General features: G+C 61.9%; 18 protein-coding genes. 3 read left to right on the forward strand and 15 right to left on the reverse strand.

Features of this window, described 5'->3' with window-relative positions:
* Window positions 1-5 precede the first annotated feature (5 nt).
* Window positions 6-1,277, forward strand: coding sequence for an efflux RND transporter periplasmic adaptor subunit (locus AB1286_RS10945; RefSeq protein WP_430363304.1), 1,272 nt, complete (start codon window positions 6-8; stop codon window positions 1,275-1,277).
* A gap of 24 nt (window positions 1,278-1,301) precedes the next feature.
* Window positions 1,302-2,828, forward strand: coding sequence for an efflux transporter outer membrane subunit (locus AB1286_RS10950; RefSeq protein ID WP_430363305.1), 1,527 nt, complete (start codon window positions 1,302-1,304; stop codon window positions 2,826-2,828).
* Here the strand turns inward: AB1286_RS10950 and AB1286_RS10955 are convergent.
* From AB1286_RS10955 to AB1286_RS11010, 12 genes are all read right to left on the reverse strand, one after another.
* Window positions 2,785-4,218 (reverse strand): heavy metal sensor histidine kinase, encoded by a 1,434-nt coding sequence (locus AB1286_RS10955; protein WP_430365037.1) that lies wholly within the window; start codon window positions 4,216-4,218, stop codon window positions 2,785-2,787. The two genes, AB1286_RS10950 and AB1286_RS10955, sit on opposite strands and share 44 nt — an antisense overlap.
* A complete protein-coding gene (locus AB1286_RS10960) occupies window positions 4,218-4,904 on the reverse strand; it encodes a heavy metal response regulator transcription factor (protein WP_430363306.1) in 687 nt (228 codons plus the stop codon). The genes AB1286_RS10955 and AB1286_RS10960 overlap by 1 nt, the downstream gene beginning before the upstream one ends.
* A gap of 276 nt (window positions 4,905-5,180) precedes the next feature.
* A complete protein-coding gene (locus AB1286_RS10965) occupies window positions 5,181-6,140 on the reverse strand; it encodes a DMT family transporter (RefSeq protein ID WP_430363307.1) in 960 nt (319 codons plus the stop codon).
* Window positions 6,141-6,356: 216 nt separating this feature from the next.
* The gene (locus AB1286_RS10970) at window positions 6,357-6,695 is read right to left on the reverse strand and encodes a DUF1330 domain-containing protein (RefSeq protein WP_430363308.1); all 339 of its coding nucleotides are present in this window, start codon (window positions 6,693-6,695) and stop codon (window positions 6,357-6,359) included.
* Window positions 6,696-6,822: 127 nt separating this feature from the next.
* A complete protein-coding gene (locus tag AB1286_RS10975) occupies window positions 6,823-7,608 on the reverse strand; it encodes a 3-hydroxybutyrate dehydrogenase (RefSeq protein ID WP_430363309.1) in 786 nt (261 codons plus the stop codon).
* A 10-nt stretch (window positions 7,609-7,618) separates the two neighbouring features.
* Window positions 7,619-7,996 (reverse strand): carboxymuconolactone decarboxylase family protein, encoded by a 378-nt coding sequence (locus AB1286_RS10980; RefSeq protein WP_430363310.1) that lies wholly within the window; start codon window positions 7,994-7,996, stop codon window positions 7,619-7,621.
* A 19-nt stretch (window positions 7,997-8,015) separates the two neighbouring features.
* Window positions 8,016-9,443, reverse strand: a complete 1,428-nt coding sequence (locus tag AB1286_RS10985; RefSeq protein ID WP_430363311.1) for an amidase — start codon at window positions 9,441-9,443, stop codon at window positions 8,016-8,018.
* A 69-nt stretch (window positions 9,444-9,512) separates the two neighbouring features.
* On the reverse strand, window positions 9,513-11,417 hold the full coding sequence (locus AB1286_RS10990) for an FAD/NAD(P)-binding protein (protein ID WP_430363312.1): 1,905 nt from the start codon (window positions 11,415-11,417) through the stop codon (window positions 9,513-9,515).
* 45 nt (window positions 11,418-11,462) lie between these two features.
* A complete protein-coding gene (locus AB1286_RS10995; protein WP_430363313.1) occupies window positions 11,463-11,879 on the reverse strand; it encodes a GNAT family N-acetyltransferase in 417 nt (138 codons plus the stop codon).
* 64 nt (window positions 11,880-11,943) lie between these two features.
* Window positions 11,944-13,146 (reverse strand): iron-containing redox enzyme family protein, encoded by a 1,203-nt coding sequence (locus tag AB1286_RS11000; protein WP_430363314.1) that lies wholly within the window; start codon window positions 13,144-13,146, stop codon window positions 11,944-11,946.
* A gap of 128 nt (window positions 13,147-13,274) precedes the next feature.
* On the reverse strand, window positions 13,275-13,610 hold the full coding sequence (locus AB1286_RS11005; RefSeq protein ID WP_430363315.1) for a 4Fe-4S binding protein: 336 nt from the start codon (window positions 13,608-13,610) through the stop codon (window positions 13,275-13,277).
* A 12-nt stretch (window positions 13,611-13,622) separates the two neighbouring features.
* Complete coding sequence (locus AB1286_RS11010) at window positions 13,623-15,350, reverse strand: hypothetical protein (RefSeq protein WP_430363316.1); 1,728 nt, start codon at window positions 15,348-15,350, stop codon at window positions 13,623-13,625.
* 690 nt (window positions 15,351-16,040) lie between these two features.
* Here AB1286_RS11010 and argP point away from each other — a divergent pair.
* Complete coding sequence (gene argP, locus AB1286_RS11015; protein ID WP_430363317.1) at window positions 16,041-16,973, forward strand: HTH-type transcriptional regulator ArgP; 933 nt, start codon at window positions 16,041-16,043, stop codon at window positions 16,971-16,973.
* Window positions 16,974-17,027: 54 nt separating this feature from the next.
* On the opposite strand, the gene AB1286_RS11020 is transcribed toward argP, so the two are convergent.
* The 3 genes from AB1286_RS11020 to AB1286_RS11030 all read right to left on the reverse strand — a co-directional run bounded on the left by AB1286_RS11020 (window position 17,028) and on the right by AB1286_RS11030 (window position 18,873).
* A complete protein-coding gene (locus AB1286_RS11020) occupies window positions 17,028-17,390 on the reverse strand; it encodes a COG4315 family predicted lipoprotein (RefSeq protein ID WP_430363318.1) in 363 nt (120 codons plus the stop codon).
* A 167-nt stretch (window positions 17,391-17,557) separates the two neighbouring features.
* On the reverse strand, window positions 17,558-18,355 hold the full coding sequence (locus tag AB1286_RS11025) for an anti-sigma factor (protein ID WP_430363319.1): 798 nt from the start codon (window positions 18,353-18,355) through the stop codon (window positions 17,558-17,560).
* Window positions 18,352-18,873, reverse strand: a complete 522-nt coding sequence (locus AB1286_RS11030) for a sigma-70 family RNA polymerase sigma factor (protein WP_430363320.1) — start codon at window positions 18,871-18,873, stop codon at window positions 18,352-18,354. The genes AB1286_RS11025 and AB1286_RS11030 overlap by 4 nt, the downstream gene beginning before the upstream one ends.
* Between the last annotated feature and the right edge of the window lie 227 nt (window positions 18,874-19,100).

Here is a 19,100-nt window from a genome sequence, read left to right on the forward strand (position 1 = left end):
TCGCCATGAGTACGCCCGACCCACTGCAAAAAGATCGCGACGTTTCTTCGTCGACGAAACCCGCCCCCGTCACTCGCACGGCTCCCGGCGACACGACGCCCGATACCCGTTCGCGCCGCCGCTCGATGTGGCCTATCGCCCTCGTCGGTATTGCCGCCGCTTTGCTCGCGATCGGCATCGTGCCGCGCCTCGCGGCAAGCACGACGCTCTCGCAGCAAGTCGATGCGCAGCGCGCTCCGACAGTCACGGCCGTGACGCCTCGCCGCGCGCCCGCCTCACAAGAGCTGCTGCTTCCCGGTTCGGTGATGCCCTACGCCGACGCGTCGATCTACGCACGCACGAGCGGCTATATCCAGCACTGGTACACGGACATCGGCGCGAAAGTGAAAGCAGGCGACACGCTAGCCGATATCGAAACGCCCGAGCTCGACGCGCAATTGAAGCAGGCGCACGCGGACGAAGCCGCCGCGCAGGCGAACTACGATTACGCGGCAAGCACCGCGAAACGCTGGCAGACGATGCTGCAAACGCAATCCGTCTCGCAGCAAGACGCCGAGACGAAAACGAGCGACATGCAAGCGAAGCGCGCCGCGCTCGAAGCCGCTCAAGCGAACGTCGCTCGGCTGACCGAACTCGTGTCGTACGAGAGAGTAACCGCACCGTTCGATGGTGTCGTCACGACTCGCAACGTCGACGTCGGCTCGCTCGTCACCGCGGGCGGTTCGCCCGGGCTCGCGGGCAATCCGGGTGAACTGTTTCATATCGAGCAGACCGACAAGTTGCGGATCTTCGTGAACGTGCCGCAGGACGACTCCGCTGACGTCACGCCGGGCACCCAGGTTTATCTGACGACGCAGCAATATCCCGGCCGACAGTTCCCTGCCACGGTCGCGCGCAGCGCCGATGCCATCGATCCCGTCAGCCGGACGCTGCGCGTCGAGATCGACGTCGACAACCACGACGGCGCGCTGATGCCGGGCGCCTACGCACAGGCGCATCTTGCGCTGCAAACGACGCATCCCGCGCTCGATCTGCCCGTCAGCGCGCTGCTGTTCCGTCCGGACGGCGTGACCGTCGCGGTGGTCGGCAGCGACGACAAGGTCCGGCTCGAACCCGTCACGATCGGGCGTGATTTCGGGACGTACGTCGAAGTCGCGACCGGCGTGGCCGAAGGCGATCGAGTTATCGACAACCCTGGGGACGCCATCGTCGACGGCGAAGCGGTGCGCATCGCGCCAGCACCCGTGTCCGCCCCAGCCACCGGCAAGCAAGGCTAGGCGCCGACCGAAAAAGGCGATGATATGAAATCCCTCCGCTCTCACGCTCACGGTCATTCGCTGCGCCTGACCGCCCCTCGCGTCCGCACGGCATCCGTAATCGGTCTCTTGTGCGCGTTGACCGCCTGCTCGACACTGCCGCCGTACGCAAAACCGTCGGTCGACGTTCCCGATCGTTATGCGAGCGCACCGCAAGCCTCGAAGGGTTGGTCGGTCTCAGCGCCTGCCGATGCCGAGCCTCGCGGCCCGTGGTGGACGCTGTTCAACGATCCCGAACTCAATCGCCTCGAAGCACGCGTCGACGTATCGAACCAGTCGGTCAAGAAAGCCGTAGCGCAACTGCAAGCCGCGCGCGCGATAGTCGACTATCAGCGCGCCGGCTACTCGCCGACGGTAACCGCGGGCGTCTCGCAATCGCGCTCGCGCCTCTCGCAAGACGTGCTCGGACATTCGCTCGCCGGGAAAACGGTGCCCGACTATTCGGCGGGCGTCGCCGCAAGCTGGGAGCCGGATCTGTTCGGGCGAGTCAAGGACGCGACGGTCGATGCGCGCGACACCGCGCAAGCCAGCGATGCGGATCTGCAAGCCGTGCGCTTGTCGATGTCGAGCGAGCTCGCGACCGACTACTTCGATCTGCGCTCGCTCGACATCCAAAAGAAACTGCTCGACGACACCGTCGCCGCCTATGCGACATCGCTCAAGATCGTGCAGCAGCAGTTCGCGGCCGGCGGGATCGACGCGTCCGCGGTCACACAGGCGCAAACGCAACTCGAAAGTACTCGCACGCAGGACACCGACCTCGACGTCGAGCGCGCGAAGCTGCAACACGCGATCGCAACGCTGATCGGGGTGCCGGCGTCGTCCTTCTCGCTGCCGAGCGACACGACCGCGATCACCGTGCCGAGCATTCCGGCCGGCATGCCTTCGCAATTGCTCGAGCGGCGCCCGGACATCGCCGCGTCCGAGCGGCGCGTGGCTGCTGCCAATGCCAGGATCGGCGAAGCGCGCGCGGCGTTCTATCCGGATCTGACGCTGTCGGCGACAGCCGGCCTCGAAAGCACGTTCTTCTCACCGTGGCTCACCGCGCCGAGCCTGTTCTGGTCGATCGGCTCGCAGCTCGCCGGCACGCTGTTCGACGGCGGCCGACGCGATGCGGCGCTAAAAGGAGCGACCGCGCAATACGACGGCACGGTAGCCGACTATCGTCAGACGGTGCTCGTCGCGTTCCAGCAAGTCGAAGACAATTTGTCCGCGCTGCAAACGCTGGCAAGCGAAGCCCAGACGCAGCAGCGCGCAACCGCTGCCGCGCGGCAATCGCTACAGCTCACGACGAACCGCTACCAGGCGGGCGCGGTCAGCTATCTCGACGTGGTCACCTCGCAGACGATCGCGCTCTCCAACGAGCGGACGCTCGATCGGATCGAGGCGCGCCACATCGACGCGAGCGTCGCGCTGCTGAAAGCGCTGGGCGGCGGATGGGATAGTTCGTCGTCGATTCGCGAAACGGCTAAGGCGACTTCGAATGAAACGCTTTCGGAAACGTCAAAATGAACCGCGTGCTGGCCTCGTCGCTTTCGGCGTGCGCGCGGCCGCCGTGCAGATCCATGATGGTGCGCACGATGGCAAGCCCGAGGCCGGTCGAACCCGAGGTATTCGTCTCGCGCTTGCGCGACGGGTCGACGCGATAGAAGCGATCAAAAATCCGCTCGAGCAGTTCGGGGGCGATCGGCGCGCCCTGATTGGCAACGATCACCCGCACCGCGTCCGGCGATTCTCCAGCCGAAAGCGTGATATCGCCTCCGCGTGGCGTATAGCGCAGCGCATTCGCCAGCAAGTTGCCGACCGCGCGCCGGAACAGCTCCGCATCGGCGCGCAGTTGCGCGTGGCCGGTCGTGTGCAGATGCACGCCGGCATCGTCGGCAAGGCCCTCGAAGTAGTCGGCGATATGCGCGAGCTCCTTCTCGGCGTCGAGATCCCCGAGCCTTGCGACGAACTGCGGATGCTCCGCCCGCGCGAGAAACAGCACGCTTTCGATCATGCGCGAGATGCGGTCGCACTCTTCGAGATTCGACGCGAGCGCTGCTTGATATTCGTCGGCGGAGCGAGGCCGCGCGAGTACAACTTCGGTCGCACCGCGCAAGTTGCCGAGCGGCGTGCGCATGTCGTGCGCGAGATCCGCCGTGTATTGCGACAGACGCTGAAAGCCGTCGTGCAGACGGCCAAACATCAGGTTTAGCGAAGCGATCAGCGCGGCGAGTTCGTTCGGCACATTTTCCACTTCGATAGGCGTGCCGAGCCGGTCGACGGTAACCGTTCCGGCGGTTCTTGCGATCTCCCGCAGCGGCCGCAGCGATTCGCGCACAAGCATCCAGCTCATCAGAAACGCGAGCAGCACGCCGGCCAATCCCGCCCAGTACAGGCGGTCGCGGTAGTAGTCGAGCAGGCGTAGGCGGTCCGTCATGTTCCGCGCGATGATCATCGTGACGGGCGTGCCGTCGCGTAGCGCGGCGTCGGCGGCCAGGCCGCGCACCGGCACGTCGCGCGACGTGTGCCACTCCGCGATGTCGCTTTGCGTGATCCGCTGCGTGGCGCCGACGCGCCGCGACAGTGCGGGCGAAGGCGAGGCGGGATCGGCGATGCTCTCGGCGTTGTGCTCGACGAGCACCTGCTGACCGGCATCGCGGATCTGCATCGAGAGCGCGGTGTTGCCCAGCACCTGGCTCGTCAGACGGTCGGCATGATTGCGCAAATCGTCTAGCGTGGCGAGCTCTTGCGCGAGCCGCCGCGTATGGCGCGCGATCAAGACGATGTCGAGATCGTCCTGCTGCTTGACCTCACGGTCGAGCGCGAAGTAAAGCACGCTGCCCACGAGCGCGAACACGGCGAGCGTCGTTCCGGCAAAGGCCGCGGCAAGCGTGGTGGTGAGCGAGCGCGACGCCATCATCGAGTCTCGTTGGCCTCTTTGCCCTCGATCACATAACCGACGCCTCGCACCGTTTGGATCAGCTTGACCGGAAAATCGTCGTCGATTTTCGCGCGCAGCCGGCGAATCGCCACTTCGACCACGTTGGTGTCGCTGTCGAAATTCATGTCCCAAACGTAGGAGGCGATCTGCGTGCGGCTCAATACCTCGCCTTGGCGGCGCACGAGCAGTTGCAGCAGTGAGAATTCGCGCGGCGTGAGTTCGATGCGCGTGGCGCCGCGGCGCACGCGCCGCCGGGTGACGTCGATCTCGAGGTCGCCTACGCTCAGCATCTCGCTTTCGCGCGGCGGGCCTCGGCGCGCGAGCGTGCGCACGCGGGCGAGCAATTCGACGAAGGCGAACGGCTTGACGAGATAGTCGTCGGCACCGAGTTCTAGGCCGCGCACGCGATCGGCAACGTCGTCGCGGGCGGTTAGGAACAGCACGGGCGTCGAGTGCGTGGCGCGCAGCGTCTTGAGGACCGTCCAGCCGTCCAACGTCGGCAGCATGACGTCGAGGACGATGACGTCGTAGTTCTCCTCTTGCGCAAGGATCAAGCCTTCGGCGCCGTCGTTCGCGACGTCGACGCGATAGCCCGACTCTTCAAGGCCTTTCTTGAGGTAAGCGCCGGTCTTCGGCTCGTCCTCGACGACCAGAATACGCATCTGATGCTCCGCCACCGGTTGGGTCGATAACGCGATTCTAAGCGGAGCTCGGGGCGAATGCCGCGACGACGTCGGCCTCCAGCTCTTCGAGCCGCAGTTCAAGCTGCTCCAGTGCCAGGCGCGCTTCGCCGAGATGAAAGAGAGATTCGTTGGGACTTTTATAGCGGCATCGCCTTCAGCGTACCGTTGGGTGAGCACGCTCAAGCGCGCCAAATGGCAAGCGCCGGCCCAGGACTGGGCCGGCGCAGTTCAACACATCGAGATCGCACTATGGCGCTATTCTTTCGCGTCGGCGGTGATCGGTGTAATAACCGGCGCGCGCCGGCCCGTTCCCGCGGTCGTGCCAAGCGCAATGCCCGCAATAATCATCGCCGCCGAGATCAACAAGCCCGTATCGATCTTTTCCCCGAGCGCAATGGCCGAGACCACGATACCGACAACCGGTGTCGCCAGCACACCGAGCGAGGTCGTCGTGGCAGGCAAGCTGCTGTTCACGATCGTCATCGCCCAGTACGCGATCACCACGCCAACGATGCTGCAATAAGCGAAAGCCGAGATTAACTTCGTGCTCGGCACCAAATGCGGGCGTCCCTCCAGCAGACTCGCCAGCACAGCCAATACGATCGAGGAAATGAGCGCCTGCCATGGGACCAATTGCAGCGGTGCCGAAACCCAGCGATGGACGCGCGTATAGAGAATGCTCACCGACCAACACAAGGCGGAGATCAGCAACAACCCGTTACCGAACACCGCGTTTTGATTGTGCCAATCGAGGGACGCCGGCTTGAACAGCAGCGCGGTGCCGAGCAGGCCGATCAGCACACCGATGATGCGCCTGGCCGGCATCGGTTCTTTCAAGAAGAGCCAAGCGGCGGGTGCGACCCAGAGCGGGGTCGTATAGCCAAGCACAACCGATCGGCCTACGGGCACGTATTTCAACCCGATCGTCATCAATACCGCGAATGCGGTCATGTGAAACAGCGAGATCACCAAGACGATCGGCCAATCCCCCCGACGCGGCACGACGAACCGACCCGTCAGTTTCAGCACGATGGCGAGTCCGATAGCGGCGGCGCCATTGCGAATCGCAATCGCCCATAGCGGCGAGACTTCCGCCACGATCACCTTAATGACAACCCACATCGTGCCCCACGACGCAATCACGACCCCGAACAAAAGCATTGCCATATTCGGGGACAGCGCCATGAAATTGCCACCTTTCCCTGTGCTGGACATCGACTTTCTCGCTTAAGAATGGAGAGAACAGCTTATTGCGCTGAAGGCGTGCCGCGAAACATCGCAATGATGCGCGGCACTCGTTGAATCACGATGCCCAAATCAAGTAGTCGGCACGAGCATCATACCGAAAAACAGGTGCCGATTTCTAACGATACCGATCCATTCGCCATAATCGATGAGATCGGGTCAAGAATCTTCACACGCGATTCATAATCAATCGGCCGACCCGTCCGGCCGCGCGCCCGCCGTGGCGGCACTTGCGTCGGCAGCCTCGATGAAGCGGATATCGCGCTCCGCACCGTCGCCCAAAACCGTCAATGCATGCTGATAAGCAGGACTGTCGTAGGCGGCCGTAGCAGCGTCGAGAGATGAGAATTCAACCAGAACAGTCCGTATATCCAACCCGGCTTCATAAACCCTAACCGGCGCGCCACGGGCGAGGAACGTGCCGCCGGCTCCCGTAAGCGCCGGCCCCGCCAGCTTTGCATAGGCGGTGAATTTATCCGGGTCGGTAATTGCACGGTATTGAGTGATCCAGTAGGCCTTCGGCATTTCGCTTCTCCTTGTCAAATTGACGAGTGATAGATCGATCTTTCGGAACGACTCGGAAGAGACCGCAATAGAATCAATATTCCATTCACATCTGAGATATTTGCGCCAATGCGTTCGCTCGGCGCCTTCACTGCATGTGCCATCCATGGCTCACCAGGAACGATTGCCCCGTCAACGCGGCACTCGGAAACGACGACAGGAACAGCACGGTCTGCGCAATGTCGTCGACGGTCGTGAATTCCCCGTCGGCCGTGTCGCCGAGCATGACTTGCTTCACGACGTCCTCGTCGCTGGTGCCCAATTCCCTCGCCAACTCCGGGATCTGCTTCTCGAGCAGCGGCGTGCGCACGAAGCCGGGGCATACGACATGGGCGCGGACATTGTGCGCGGCGCCCTCCTGCGCCAGCACGCGCGCCAAACCGAGCATGCCATGCGCAGCAGCCACATAAGCCGACTTCAGCGGCGAGGCCACGTGCGAGTACACGGAGCCGACATAAATCACGACACCCCCTCGGTCGCGCTCGTACATATAGGTCAGCGCGGCCTTCGTCGTGAGGAACGCCCCGTCCAAATAGATCGACTGGATCTTCTTCCAATCGGAAAATGCATAGCAATCGATCGAGTTGACGACCTGAACCCCCGCATTCGATACGAGAATGTCGATCGATCCGAACGCCGCGGCCACGCGGTCCATGCCGTCGATCACCGAGCGCTCGTCCGTGACATTCATCGCCACGGCCAGCGCGGTTCCGCCCGTCGCGACGATCTCCGCCGCAACGGCTTTCGCGCCGGTCATATTCAGATCCGCAATGGCGACGGCGGCCCCGGCTTTGGCCAAAGCCCGCGCGACTTCCTTGCCGATCCCGCTGGCCGAGCCAGTCACCACGGCCACTTTTCCGGTCAGAAGCGTCATCGTTCGAGAATTAAGGCTGATCGTACTGAAGGAATACTTCGTTCGCGGCGTTCATCGCGTTCAGCGCAGCCGGAAAGCCGGCGTAAAACGCCATTTGAATGATCGTTTCGACAATCTCGGTTCGCGTGACGCCCACCTGCAAGCTCGCAGCCACATGGACCTTGAGTTGGGCAAGCGCGCCCATCGCCGTTAAAGCCGCGACGGTCGAAAGTTCTCGCTGCGCCAGCGTCAAACCTGGCCTCGAAAGAATGTCCCCAAAGCCGAACTCGACGACATAGCGCGCCAAATCGGGATCGACGCCGTTCAATCGTTGAACCCGTTTATCGACGTCGTCGTCCAGTTCCGCCATCCGCTGGAGACCCCGCTGGTACCGATCCGCATCTTGCATAGCCAATGGTTCCGATGATTTATACGTCGATCAGCGCTTCTTGCCAAACCTGCTTCGGCGGTCGGCGAATCGCGTGCCGCGTTTCATAGGCGCGTGCGGCACGCAGGACGATCGCATCGCCGAACATCGGTCCCGCGATTTGCAAACCGATTGGAAGCCCGGCGCCGGTCAGCCCGCATGGAATCGACGCAGCGGGTTGATGGGTCAAATTGAAAAGGTAGCTAAAGGGCGTCCAACCGAGCAGCGATTGAGCGGACATCGGCGCTGCCGACGGTGTCGCGGAAAACGCCGGGATCGCAACCGTGGGGGTGAGGATGAGGTCGTATGACGACATGAACTGACGCATTCGCGAACCCAACACCATCCGCGCCTGCTGAATGCGCAAGAGCTCTCCCATCGTCACCGCCGCCCCCAATTCGGCCTGGCGGGAGACATCCGGATCGACACGCGCCCTTTGCTCCTCGGTCATCGTTTGCCACGCCGCCCACATCCCCGAAAACCAGAGCCCGGCAATCAGCTCGAGCGGATCGTCGATTCCGGGATCGACTTCCTCCACGTGCGCGCCGAGCGTTTCGAATTCGAGCGCGGCCCGGCGCACGGCGGCGGCAACTTCCGGATCGACATTCTTCGCAAAACCCAGCGTCGGCGAGTATGCAATCCGCCATCCGTCGACGCCGTCGTCCAAGCCGACGCGGTAATCCGATGCATCGAACGGCAGTGCCCCCCAGTCGCGGGCATCGGGCTGCTTCAGCACGTTCATCAACAAGGCGGCATCTTCGACGCACATCGTATGCGGCCCGATGTGAGACAACGATGCAAACGCCGATGGGGGAAACGTCGGGGCCCGGCCGAAGCTCGGCTTCAGCCCGAACGTCCCGCAAAATGCGGCCGGCACACGCATGCTTCCGGCGCCGTCGGTGCCGACCGATAGCGGCCCCATGCCCGCCGCGACGGCTGCGGCGCTGCCGCCCGAGGAGCCGCCCGGGCTTTTATCGGGATCCCAGGGGTTGCGGCTAATGCCCGTCAACGGCGAGTATGTTTCGCACTTGCATGCGAACTCGGGCGTACACGTTTTTCCGAAGAGGACGGCACCGGCTTCGCGAAGACGAGCAGTGCAAGGCGCATCGACGTCCCAGGATTGATTCGGATCGATCGTCAGGCTGCCGCGCAACGTCGACCAGCCCTTCGTCAAAATCAAGTCTTTGATCGATACGGGAACGCCGTCGAGCATGCCGAGCGGTTCGCCGCGCAACCAGCGCGCCTCGCTTTCCTTTGCGCTTTGCAACGCGCACTCATAATCGATCAACCGGAAAGCGTTGAGGATCGGGTTCAAACGATCGGCGTGCGCGAGTACGGCACGGATGACTTCAACCGGGGATAGGTCCTTCTTTTCGAAAAGCGTCAGTAAGTTGCTTGCACTGATTTCAGTCAGTTCGATGTCGCTCATACGCGCAGCTCGTTAAAGGATCGTTGTGGTAGCGCCGCACTTCACGCGGCGCTAGCTCGGGCCGCCGCGTCAACCGTCGTGCTGCTCCACGGCGATCGAGACATCTTCCGGCCGGTGCGCCTGTGCATCCAGCACGGCATCTTGCGCATCGATATCGGCCAAAATGCTCACCGCGCAACGTCCCGAGAATTGCAGGAAACGCGAATTCACCTGGACGCGCGGCAAGACGTAGGTGCAAAAGTTCGGCCCTTCGGCGGGAATGCCGAGCGCCCACACTCGCTTTTGAACCCGCCCTTGCGCATCGACGACGTTTTGTGCGCTGTCTACATCGAGCCCGCCGGGAGAAAACGCGCCGTTCATAAACGGCCGGATGATCCCCCCGTCCAGTAAGTTCCGCAGAAACGGCGACGTCTGCCCGCTTAGCTCCACCGCGCAATCCGTCCGTGCGCGAACGAGCACGTCGAATGTTCGGCTGGCAGGTTGACCGAGCCTCGTGGAGCGCAAAACGAACCGCGCCTGTTGTTCGTCTAGATCCAACTGCGCGTTCGGCCCGGGGCCGAATGAAAGCAACCCCGCTTCGAGCAACGCGAGCAATTCCATGTTGCGTTCCTTCGGCGCGCCGGCCGAGAGCCGATACATATTCGGCACCGCTTCGCCGAGAAACGCGCGATGGCTACTCTCGGTCAGTCCGCCATAGTCGACCGCGTATCGGAGGTAGTCGCGCACGTCGCGCAACACATCCGTCGCCGCCTTCACCGGATCGCTCACGTTGCCGCCCTTCGCATGCGCCACGTCATCTTCGACATGCTGCTTGACGGCCGCCGCGAACGATTCGTCGGTATCGAATATTTTTCCTTTGAACGGAAACAGAAGCTTTTCGACGATGGCCCGGTGGCGCGGCAGCGGTTCGTAGTCGGTCGCATCGAGCTCGCCCGTCTCGCTTAGCCGGTAGGCGAAGCACATTTCCTTGACCAGTACCGGCCACAAGTCGCGGTCGAAGTCCAATTGCTCGCTGCCGGTGTCTCGATGGCGTTCCTCGCGGATCCGATCGATCCAAGGCCGAGTAAAGAAGCGCGGTTTGTATAGTCCACCGACACCCTTTTCATTGGTCGCGCGCGCACAAAAGGGAATCCCTTGCCGGGAAAACACCACGAGCCTAGGCTCCTGCCCGCTCGCGCGATAGTGCAGCCGTTGATCGGCATCCGCATGGAATTCGCCACCGCGTCCGATCGTGAGGTCGGCAATGATGTCGTAAGCGGTTAGGCCAATCCCTTGAATGCCGACCGTCGCGTCCTTTGGGATGGATTGCAGGACGCTGAACGGCTTGACCCGCGCAATGAACCGCAACCGTGGATTAACCGCTTGCAATGCCTGCGTGCGATTCAAAAGATTGATGTCCGCTTCGGTCAGATCGTTGTCGCCGTGCCCGGTTACGATCACCACATGATTTGCATCGAAGCGCACGCCGCTATCGAGGACGACTTCGTAATCCCCTCCCGGGCGCCGATGAACGTCTTTCGCCAGGCACCGATGGTAGGTCACGACGACGTTCGGCGGCAGCGCTTCGAGAAGCCGGCCGTAGACGTAGCTGAAATACCGCCCGAGCAAGCTGCGCGGGAGATAGTCGTTTTCTCCGATGACCTCTCCCCCAAGTTGCGCTTGCGCAAAACCGCTGCCGAATCTGCGATAGCCGACGGCTCTCGCCCAGTCCATCAACGAGGGGCCCGGATCGATCGGTCCAGCCTGACGAACGGAGTCGTCCGTAAACATCGTCACCTGACCCGACACGGTGTTCGCGAGCAGATGATCGGGTTGATCGGCCGGATGAGCGCCCTGTCCCGGCTCGCCGGGATCCACCAAATCGATCGCCAACCCCCAGCCCGGCGCCAACTCGCGGTAGACGGCGGCTAAGCGTTCGAGAAGACTGAGGCCTCGTGGCCCAAAACCCACAATAGCAACACGATAGTTCCGCACGATAGTTTCGATCTCTCAGTTGGCGATTGGAGGCAGACGTCCGCTTCAGCTCGTGCGTTTGATGATCCAACCGTTGTCGACCGCGGCGAAGCCTGCCCCGGGGTAGTAAGTCATCGCCTCCGGCGAGGCCAGCAGCAGCAACATGACTTGAGGTCCGAGCTTTTCGCGCACGTACTCGATCAGCCGCTTGCCGATGCCCTGCTTCTGGCATTCCTTCGACACGGCGAGATCGGACAAGTAGCAGCAGTAGCTAAAGTCCGTCACCGCACGTGCAAGGCCCACGAGCTTTCCGTCCTGATACGCGCCGACGATCAGGTTGGCGTTGCGCAGCATCGCCTGCATCCTGACGAGATCGTCGACAGGCCGCCGAATTCCCGATGACCGATAGAGTTCCGCGACCTCGGTCGCCGTCACGCTCGGCGATTCGATTAGATTGATCTCCAGACATTGGTCCTGTGACATGCCATCCTCCGTTTCGAATAGGATTTCCGATCGCCCGACACCTCGTGCGTCGACGCCTCGAACATCAGGCTTCGTGCAGAGCGCTCAATTCCTCGCGCAATGCAATGCCGCCGAGGTTTTGCAGCAAGGGCGCGTTTTCGCAGGCGATATAGACGCATTCCTCATTTGCGCTGTTTTGATGCCGATGCACGGCCCAAGGCGGAATGTAAAAGGCGTCGCCCGCCTTCCACTCGACCACGCGATCGCCCACCACGGACGAACCGATCCCTTGCAGCACGTAAATCAACGTTTCGTAGTTGTGCCGGTGCGCGCCCGTCGCTTCGCCCACCTCGAGATGGCCGATCGTCATGCTGATCGTATGGCTCGGCAAATCGACGATATGGACGCGGTGCTTACGCTCGCCCGAAAACTTGTTGTCCGCCGCACTCGAGACGGCCATCACGTTCGGGTGGCATAGCCGGTTCGGGACATTCGCGGTCAAGCTGCTGGGTACCCGCCAGAAGTCCGACGAATTGTGCGATCGAGACTCCACCGCACCGAGAGGGGCCGACGTGCTGGCCCAAACCGCGTCGAGCATCTCCACGCGCCGCCGGATCATCTCGCTGCCGATCGTCACGCCCAGCTCGCCGCGAGCGGGATCGTCCTCGGCAAATTCTTCCATCAAGCGCAGCATCGTAAGCGCGTGGTCTTCGTCTTCCTCGATATGCAGCCGAAAGAATTCCGTCGCTTCGTGACCGAAACCGAAATGGCGCAGCGACTGCAAGATGGGGGTATAAATCAACGGCACGATCGCCTCCGCCCCTAAGCACATCGCCGCGAGCCCGTGCATCGGATCGGCGCTCTTGCAGTGCGCCAACATCGCCGACGTGAGCTGCGCCGTTGCCGGCAGCGCCGGCTCCCGGTTCGGATCCACGCCGACCAGCCGAAGGCTGCGCTGGAACATTTCCGCATGGGTGTCGTGTCCGTGGTCGTCCACGCCCATTTCCTCACGCAGATTCGCGAGCAACGCTTGAATGCTGCGCGCGTCGCCGAACTGTCCCAGCAACGCGCACAAATAGCGCGTGAAATGCCGCGAATAATGACTGTGTTGCGCAAGCAGCCGTTTGAGTACGTCGAGGCTTGCCGTGCCGTCTTCCAGCGCGACAAGCAGCGGGTGCTCGGTCAGCAGGCTCAAGTCCTCTTGCCTGAGCCACTTCGTCCATATCGCGCCGACGTTCGCCGGCGTGCGTGTAGCCTGCTCCGCGTGGAGCGTTTGAGGTATCGCCATGATCATCGATCTCATCGTGTCCGAACTACGTTGATGTGCCGTTCTGGCGCCGAGTGCCGGTCTTAAGGTCTTAAGGTCCTATGCCGGCGATTGGCGCAGCCTCGGTTGCAGTCTTTTCCGGCGCGGTATTACATCGGCTCCGGCAGCTGAAGCAGGTGGCGTTTGTCTTGCACGCTTGCCCACTCGTCTTTTTCGGCGCTGTCGACTTTGATGTTGGTCGCAGGCTGATAAACGGGTGCGAGCCGGCGATTGATTTCGATGAACTCCAATTGGTCCTCGGGCACTTCCTTGTCCTGATAAATCGCTTTAACGGGGCATTCGGTCGCGCATACGTTGCAATCGATGCACATCTCCGGATCGATGACGAGGAAGTCGGGGCCCTCCCGGAAGCAATCCACGGGGCAAGGATCGATGCAGTGCTTGTAGGTGCATTTGATGCACGGTTCGGTCACGACAAAGGTCATGTCACACTCCTGTCAGGCCACGCCAACTGCGCTCGTATAAAATTTTTCGATCCAGCGTTTGTCCCCGAAATCGAACGTGAAACCGGGGCCGCCGTTCGCCACCACGTAGTCCATCAGCGTTTGATAAATCAGGCCGAGCGCTTCGGTGTAGGCGATCGCCGTACCGAGTTCGACCATCGAATAGCGCTCGCCCGTTTGCCGCATGAGGCGCAAATCCACCAGGCCGAGCAAGACCCGTTCGCCGACGCGAATCGGATACGGCGAGCGGATGCTGTAGCGGACGCTGGCATGGACATGGCCAGCGTGATGTTGATCGGACCACTCGGCGATATCGGCCATACGCGGCGCGTGAAACCAGCCGCGCGACGCCGGGATCGCTTCGATGTCGAAATAGCTCGGCGCGTAGTGCCAGGCGTTGTAGCGCATCCTCGACGAAACGGCGTTCAACAGCATCGTCAGTGCCTTCGGCGGCAACGCGCCTTCCAGCGCCGCACTCGGAACCGGATGGCAGAAATAGTCCGCCTGTGTCTGGGCACAGGCCGCGGCCGTGTCGTTCTCCGCGAGCAAGCGAATCAACTGCGGGAACGACCGCGTCCCCCGCGTCATGCCGACATCCGACTCCGTGACCTCGACGGCCTTACGCACCACGGCGTCGATCGCGTACTCGATAAACGATGCGAAGCCTTGTCCCGCATCTCCCGGTTCGATCGGCTGCAACCAGTATCCGATGTTCTCGACCGACAGAATATGCTCGACATCCTCGCAGCCGTGCAGTGCGTCCTCGATCAAGGCGATCGACTGTGCCCGCTGCGTCAGCCTGCGCGTTGCCGCATCGAGGGACCAGTGGCGGATAAAGCGCTCCTTCTTGCACAGGTTCAGTCCGTTGATGTCTCTAACGAACCGGCCAAAGTTCAGACACTGCTCTCGCCACTTGGCGAGTATCAGCGCTTGGTGCTCCAACGGATGCCGGTTCAACGACTCCACGTCCGCGTCCGAGAACTCGCATATCGCCTGATAACGCCGGGCGATTGCCTGGAAGTGGCGCGCGACGGCAAGCACTTGTAGCTGACCGGAATTCATTTCCTCCAGTCGCGTAAAAGCCCCCGACGACCGCAGCAGCGCCATGCCGTAGATGAGCGTCAACGATTCGATACTGGCCAGTGCCCCTTGTTCGCGAACTTCCGCTAACGCGGCATCCACCGTGTGCTCTCGCGGATAATCGGACTGGCCGATCTGATAGAAATTCGAGAAGCATTGCGTGCCGACGTAAAACAGCAACGGTGCCATGTGCTGCGCGGATTCTTTAAGCGTGTCGACGATCGCGTGCAGACCGTGCGCCTCGAGGTAGCCGACGATCTCCACGCGTCGAGATTCCAGCTCCACGCCTTCCGCGATCGCCGCATTCAGCGCGGCACGATGAAGGTTGCGCGAGACCGTGATCCGCTGGGCGATCTGAAGGTGCGCCTCGTTGCTCGCGGCAAACTCCGCGTCCAAAAGAAAGACTTTTCCGTGGGGGCGGAAGGCGAGGACGACTTCCACGCCGGGTTCGGTCCAGTCCTCCTCGGGTGCCCCATCGGCGTCCAATCCCTCATAGAGCACTCGCTCGAATGCACTCATTCCACGCACGGCATCGGCGACACTAATCCGCCCGTCCAGCGTCAAACAGGGCAGGATGAAATTACCGTCCGTTTTGGATTGGGCCAGCTTCACAAGCTCGAGGACAATCAGTTCCACTGACATACGTTCTTCCTTAATGAGCAAGATTGCGAAACAAAAAATGGTGCATTCGAGACGTGCGTATTTACGGCGAGAAATGAGTCGCGCACGCGACTTAGATCGCCCGATAAATATCACTGACTGGAATAAGCAATCCGTCAATACATGACCATCCAACTCCGCGCTTTTGATGCACGAATTTGGTTGGTTTATTGCATCGGCAAAAATATGACGCCGATGGCTCCATCGATGAGTTCAGATCTGCAAGTGGGCATCCCTTTACGGCTGCGGTGGATAAAACGAGAACGCCGCTCCCGCAAATGACGGGAGATTCACGCTCTTTTCGATTCGGGGTAGTGCCTCGGACAAGCGACGACACGTCGTCGCGGGGTTTGTCTCGTCTTTCGTTTTTTTCTACAACTGAACAGGTGCGAGTGAATCCTAGCACTGTCTTTCTTAACAAAATCCAGCGCTCAATTTTTTTGAACGGGCGCCTGTTTTTCTAACCATCCCGAATAGGCTCGAACGTTTCCGGCGTCTTTGCATTCAGTTCGAATTCAAGGAACTTGGCGCAGCAGTCGGTGATCAGACCCGCCTGTAATTGGGCGTTATCGTAAGGATCCAGCTCGGAAACGCTTTAAATCGGTGCAAACAGCTCTGTCAGTCTCGCAAGTCGCAGTGGTCATTCTGCAATTACCCTAAATAGGAGCGAGCGTGCTTGATCGAGATCAATTGGAAGCATTCGTGGCTGTTGTCGAACAACAAAGCTTTGAACGCGCCGCCGCAACCTTGAGCATCACGCGCGGCGCGATATCGCAGCGGATCAAGTTGCTCGAGGAAGCGGTATCCGCCGTCTTGCTGATACGCGACCGTCCGATCCGACCCACGATCGCGGGTGAAACCCTGCTGCGGCACGCGAAAGCTGTGGCCATGTTGGAGCTCGAGGTCTGCCGTCAGCTCGCCCCCTCCGAAAACGGCGAGGAGCGCGCCCGGATCGCCGTTGGGGTGAACGCGGACTCTTTGGCGACTTGGTTCGGCGAGTGCTCCGCGAGGTTGCTGGAAGCGCTGCCCGTGGCGTTAGAGGTCGTCGTCGAAGATCTCGATCACACGTGGCCGATGCTTTTGCGAGGCGAGGTCATAGGCTGCGTCAGCAACGAACCGAAGCCCGCGCAAGGCTTCGAGGCCGTGCCGCTCGGCGAGATGATTTACCGATGCGTGGCCACGCCCGCTTTCGCGCAAACGTACTTTCCTCATCGCCTGAGAATACACGAGGCCGTATCGGCCCCCGCGATCCTATTCAACAGAAAGGACGCGCTACACGACAAGTTTCTGAAGTTGCAGTTCGGGGTAGAGCTCGAGCGCTACGTCAAACACTATTTCCCGTCATCGTATGGGTTGTTGCGTGCGATCGAGATGGGTTGCGGTTATGGCGTCGTACCGTCGGACCAGGCACAACCGCTTCTCGACTCGGGCCGGCTCGTCGATCTCGCACCGCTCTCTCCGCTTCGCGTACCGCTCTATTGGCATCACTGGCGCCGCGAACCGCCGTTGGCCGAGCGGGTCACGGAATTCGTCACGCTCTCGGCGAGACAAGCGTTGACGTTCGACGGCGCAGACGACCTAGTGGGTTTAGAAAGCAGTGCCTAGAGCGGTTCATCAACGGCGAGCCGACGCAAAGGACGTCAGACAATTCCAAGCTTGTCAGCTAGGTCGAGCGATATGCCAGACACCTCGGAACCCATCCCCGTTCTTTTGACCGGCGCCTTTGTCGCCGGAGAAGCGATAGAGCGGGTGTCCTTTATAGGTCCATTGGTGCTTGCCTTCCGCGGCGGCGATGAGCCCCCATTCGCCACTCGCTTTGTCGTACGAATTGGCGAGCGCCGCGGGCCATAGGGACGTGCAGCCTCCCGTGCAGGCGCTCGCGCCCGACGTTGTGTCTTTGTCGAACATATAGAGCGTCATGCCCTCGTCGTCGACGATCATGCCGCCTTGCACCTTCGGGGGTTCGGCGAACGACGCCGAGGAGGCGACGCACGCAAGGACACATAGCAAGCTCTTCATCATGATGGGTCTCCCTATCCAAGGTTGGGAGCGAAATGATTGACGGTTCGCCCGCTCCCCGACGAATTTCGCCTGAATCCTCATATCGATAGTCCGAATGCCCCGCGACTACAGTGGCCGTCGACCGAAAACGCGAGCGTATGCGCGCCGCTCGTCGGCCAAAAACGCGGTCATCGCCACTGCTCGGGTCGTCCGCCGAGATCGCCGCAGACGTCGACCGCGATTGCACGAAGACGATCGCCGGGGATCTCTCCCGACAATGCATAGGCCGTCCGCCGGCTTGCCCAGTAAAACGTACGGCGATCGCCATCGCGCCAGAGCCGGACCGGAGCTTGCGCAAGCGAGGCGGCGCTGACGTACAGTGCGAGCCGCTCGCCGTGTCCGTTTTCGTACATGAATTGCGCAGCTGGGCCCGCGCTGCCGGGCAGCAACCTTCCGCCGAGGAACGCATAGCCGTATTCCGCGAGCGAGGGCACGGTGAGCGGACGATTCAAACGCTTCGAAAGCCAACTGACGACCGTTCCTTCCCGCGTGGCGGCCACCTCGACCGCGTGCTCCTGCTCCGGCGCGTATAGCGCGTAGGCGATATCGGCCTGCCGAGCAAATGCGCTCTGCGCTGCGGGGGGCAAAAGGTAAGTCTCGAGGGTCCCGGCAAACCACGCGAGCACCACGCCCGCGGCAAGCGAGCCGGCCGCGACCAGAGCATGGCGCCACCAGGGCGTACGAATACGCAGCACGATGCACGGCCCGCTCGATTGCGCCGCGGGATCGGCAAACAATGCGCGCAAGGCAGCGCGTTGAGCGCGAAAGTGCGTCACTCGATCCGCCGCGCGCGGGTCGTGCACGAGCCGTTCGGCAATAGCGCGGCGCTCCCCTTCGGGCAGCTCGCCGTCGACGAACGCGGACAGGGCGTCGAGATCGGCTTGGCCGAGACCGTCGGTGGGTATGAGGCTGGATTCGCCGTTCATCGCGTATTCCTCACCGCTTTGAGGGCGGCGGCGTGCTGATGCGAACCGTCCGCCAGCAGCGATCGCATGTGCTCTCGCGCGCGCGAAAGCCGGGACATGACGGTCCCGGCGGGCACGCCCAGCACCGCCGACACCTCTTGATAACTCAACTCCTCGACGCACACGAGCAAGAGAACTTCCCGCTGTTCGAACGGAAGGCGATACAGCATGCGCTGCACGTCGCGCAGCACGAGCGAATCGACCTGGCCGGAAGGGGCTTCGAGCCGCTGCCACGGGGCATCCTCGTCATCGACGGCCATCTCCCGGCGGCCGCGCAGTTGATCGATGTACAAATGACGCAAGATCGTCAGCAGCCATGCGCGTAAATTGGTATCGGTCCGGAAAGCGCGCATGCGCGTCAGCGCGCGTTCGGCCGTATCCTGCACCAAGTCGTCGGCCCAGGCGGCATCGCCTGTCAGCGCGCGCGCATACCGCCGCAATTGCGGCAGCCATCCGACAACGTCGGCTTCGAAGCTCATGAGCCGTAGCCGGCACCAAGCTTAGTAACCGCCGCTCCCTCCGCTACCGCCACTGCCACTGCCTCCGCTATCGCTGCCGCTGTTCGTCGAATGCCAAGACGAATCCGGACCGCTCGACGACATGCAACCCGCGGATAACACAAGCGACAACACAGCCGCCACGACCGACAGCATCCGCATCGATCTCATCTCTGCCTCCTAACCGGTTGAGGGATATGGGCTAAACG

This window comes from Trinickia sp. NRRL B-1857 (assembly GCF_050470685.1).
GTDB lineage: Bacteria > Pseudomonadota > Gammaproteobacteria > Burkholderiales > Burkholderiaceae > Trinickia.

Excerpts from the sequence above, each read along its gene's own strand:
- AB1286_RS10945 (WP_430363304.1), top strand. The coding sequence starts at position 6 with ATGAGTACGCCCGACCCACTGCAAAAAGATCGCGACGTTTCTTCGTCG.
- AB1286_RS10950 (WP_430363305.1), top strand. The coding sequence starts at position 1,302 with ATGAAATCCCTCCGCTCTCACGCTCACGGTCATTCGCTGCGCCTGACC.
- AB1286_RS10955 (WP_430365037.1), bottom strand. The coding sequence starts at position 4,218 with ATGGCGTCGCGCTCGCTCACCACCACGCTTGCCGCGGCCTTTGCCGGA.
- AB1286_RS10960 (WP_430363306.1), bottom strand. The coding sequence starts at position 4,904 with ATGCGTATTCTGGTCGTCGAGGACGAGCCGAAGACCGGCGCTTACCTC.
- AB1286_RS10965 (WP_430363307.1), bottom strand. The coding sequence starts at position 6,140 with ATGTCCAGCACAGGGAAAGGTGGCAATTTCATGGCGCTGTCCCCGAAT.
- AB1286_RS10970 (WP_430363308.1), bottom strand. The coding sequence starts at position 6,695 with ATGCCGAAGGCCTACTGGATCACTCAATACCGTGCAATTACCGACCCG.
- AB1286_RS10975 (WP_430363309.1), bottom strand. The coding sequence starts at position 7,608 with ATGACGCTTCTGACCGGAAAAGTGGCCGTGGTGACTGGCTCGGCCAGC.
- AB1286_RS10980 (WP_430363310.1), bottom strand. The coding sequence starts at position 7,996 with ATGCAAGATGCGGATCGGTACCAGCGGGGTCTCCAGCGGATGGCGGAA.
- AB1286_RS10985 (WP_430363311.1), bottom strand. The coding sequence starts at position 9,443 with ATGAGCGACATCGAACTGACTGAAATCAGTGCAAGCAACTTACTGACG.
- AB1286_RS10995 (WP_430363313.1), bottom strand. The coding sequence starts at position 11,879 with ATGTCACAGGACCAATGTCTGGAGATCAATCTAATCGAATCGCCGAGC.
- AB1286_RS11000 (WP_430363314.1), bottom strand. The coding sequence starts at position 13,146 with ATGGCGATACCTCAAACGCTCCACGCGGAGCAGGCTACACGCACGCCG.
- AB1286_RS11005 (WP_430363315.1), bottom strand. The coding sequence starts at position 13,610 with ATGACCTTTGTCGTGACCGAACCGTGCATCAAATGCACCTACAAGCAC.
- AB1286_RS11010 (WP_430363316.1), bottom strand. The coding sequence starts at position 15,350 with ATGTCAGTGGAACTGATTGTCCTCGAGCTTGTGAAGCTGGCCCAATCC.
- AB1286_RS11020 (WP_430363318.1), bottom strand. The coding sequence starts at position 17,390 with ATGATGAAGAGCTTGCTATGTGTCCTTGCGTGCGTCGCCTCCTCGGCG.
- AB1286_RS11025 (WP_430363319.1), bottom strand. The coding sequence starts at position 18,355 with ATGAACGGCGAATCCAGCCTCATACCCACCGACGGTCTCGGCCAAGCC.
- AB1286_RS11030 (WP_430363320.1), bottom strand. The coding sequence starts at position 18,873 with ATGAGCTTCGAAGCCGACGTTGTCGGATGGCTGCCGCAATTGCGGCGG.